Source organism: Thermus sp. (assembly GCF_040290245.1).
In the GTDB taxonomy this organism is placed as follows: domain Bacteria; phylum Deinococcota; class Deinococci; order Deinococcales; family Thermaceae; genus Thermus_A.
In genome coordinates this window covers 1-2,437 of sequence record NZ_PSMQ01000086.1, presented here as the reverse complement: position 1 = coordinate 2,437, position 2,437 = coordinate 1, and the positions used below count along the sequence as shown (strand labels likewise).

General features: G+C 67.7%; 1 protein-coding gene and 1 pseudogene. Both read right to left on the bottom strand.

Features of this window, described 5'->3' with window-relative positions; genetic code table 11:
• Positions 1-433 (bottom strand): annotated as a pseudogene (locus C4301_RS09185) (alanine racemase); the annotation flags it as partial.
• A partial coding sequence (locus C4301_RS09180; RefSeq protein WP_352414781.1) for a primosomal protein N' occupies positions 433-2,437 on the bottom strand: 2,005 nt, incomplete at its 5' end. The pseudogene C4301_RS09185 and the gene C4301_RS09180, both read right to left, overlap by 1 nt.

Sequence of the window (2,437 nt, the reverse complement as noted above, 5' to 3'; positions counted from 1 at the left end):
GGTAGAAGGCGGCCGCCTCCCGCCAGTCCACCCCGGTGCGGTGCATCCCCGTGTCCACCTCCAGGTGGGCTCGAGGGGGAAGCCCTAAGGCCTTAGCCCTATGGAACAGGGCCAGGGCGCCCTCCCAGGTGGAAAGGCTTGGCACAAGGCCCCAGTTCAGGGCCTCCTCCGCCTCCAAGGGGTGGAGGCTTCCCAGGAGGAGGACCTCCCCCTTAAACCCCCCCTGCCTAAGGGCCCGCCCCTCGGCCACCCGGGCCACGGCCACCCATCGGGCCCCTTTTTCGTGAAGGAACCGGGCCAGAAAAAGCGCCCCGTGGCCGTAGGCGTCCGCCTTCAAGACGGGGATGACCGCCTTGCCCTCGGCCCTTTCCCGGATCAGGCGCCAGTTGTGCGCCAAGGCCTCCAGGTCGATCTCCAGCCATGCCGACCGCATCACTCCTCCAAAAGCCCCACAAACCGCAAAGGATCGGGGTCCAGCTTGTAGTGGCGGTGGGGGAGGCGATCCAGAAGGGCCCAAAGCCGTTCAGTGCTCCCCTTGAGGAGGAGGTGGAAGATGAACCGCCCCTTCACCCGGGGAACAGGGGCGGGGGCGGGGCCCAAAACCCCCTCCTCCCCCCTTAAGGCCTCCGCCAAGGCCAAAGCCCGCTCCCGGGCCACGGCCTCCTTGGCATGGGCCACCTCGAGCTTCAGCATCCGGGTCTTCGGGGGGTAGTCCAAGGCCTCCCGCAAGGCCTTCTCCCGGTGGAGGTACGCCTCCACGCTGCCCTCCAGAAGCCCCTTGTGGACCGGGTGGTCCGGCTCAAAGGTCTGGAGGACCAAAAGAGGCCGCCTCCTGGGGTGGAGCTCCGCAAGGGCCCAGAGGAGGCGGTGGTACCGCTCCTGGGCGCGGAAGTCCCCCTCGTAGATGAGGCCGTCCGCATAGGGGAGAAGGATCAGGGCCAGATCGGGGAGAAGGGGGCCCCGTAGGGCCAAGGTGGTGGCGACCAGAACCCCGGCCTCCCCCCTTAGGAGGGGCTCGAGGTTATCCCGCTTATCCCGGGAAAGCCGGTAGACCGGAAAGCCAAGCCCCGCCTTCAACTCCTGGTAAAGCCAGTCCAGCCCGGGGCCCTTGGGCTCGATCAGGTCCGAGCCGCACCGGGGGCAAAGGGGAGGGGGGGGCTCCTCGTGGCCGCACTGGTGGCAAAGAAGGGTGTGCTCGTGGTAGCGAAGGGGAAGGGCGCAGTTGGGGCACATGGGCTTGTACCCGCAGTCCCTGCACCGCAAAACCGCGCTGTACCCCTTCCTCCCCGAAAGGACCAGGGCCTGGCGGCCCTTGGCCTCCACCTGGCGCAGAAGGGCCCAGGCCTCCCCGGTGAAAGGCCAGCCCCGTGCCCGGTGCAGGTCGATGAGGTAAAGCCGGGGCTTGGAAACGGGAAAGGTATAGCCCGGCCGGTCCAGGACCTCCACGCTGGGGACCTGGCTTAGATAGACCAAGGGGACCCCTAAAAGCCGGGCCCTAAGCTCGGCCAAGGGGGGGATAAAGGCCCGGCTCCCCGAGGAGAGCTTGTAGCTTTCGCTCCCCTCCTCCACCACCACCATAACCTCGGGGGTAAAGGGGAGGAGGAGGCCCTGGTAGGTGGCGAAGACCTGGTCGGGTGGGCCTTCAAAAAGCCGGGTCCTTTCCTCCACGGAAAGCCCCCCGTGAAGGGGCCGGGCCTCGGGGAAGTGGCAGAGGAAGGCCTCGAGAAGAACCACTTCCGGGAAGAGGACTAGGGCCCTTTTCCCCTGGATCAGGCCCGCGAGCAGGCGCAGGCGATCGGAAACCCGGCCTCCGTTGATCCGTCCGGGGAGCTCGGGCAAAGCGAGGGGCTTTAAAGGCTGCCCCGTGGGGGGCAGTCCGGCCGGCCCTAGGCGAACCATCCCCCTCTTTAAGAGGCGCCGGACCACCCGCACGTCCACCCCGCTCCTTTGGGCCAGCTCCGCCATGCTCCGGGCCTGCCCCATCTGGCGAAGCGTCTCATAGGCCCGTGCTTCCTCCTCGGAAAGGGGCCCGTCCTTTTCGGCGGGGTAGAGCCAAAGCCTAGCCCCGGGGCGCTTAAACCGGACCTCCTCTTCCAAAACCCCGTTCTCCCTCAGGAGGTCCAGAAGTCTGGGGTCAAACCCCCGGGCCGGTTGCCAGTTGGAGAGGGCCTCGAGGCCGCGGGGGAGGAGGTTCGGGTCGGCCTGGGGGAGGAGCCGCACCCGGTGGTCCAGGGGCGGGAACGGGGGAAGAAGGTCCATCAGGACCAGGCCCTCCGGGGCAAAGAGGTACCGGGCGGCCTCCTTCAAAAAGGCGATCTCCTGAGGCCTCAAGAAGGGCTTCTCGTCCAGAAGGGCGATGGCGTGACGCAGGTGTGCTTCGCCTAGCAGGCGCCGAGGGGACCCGGCCTCGTCCACACCCTCTCCCACCACCACCCCC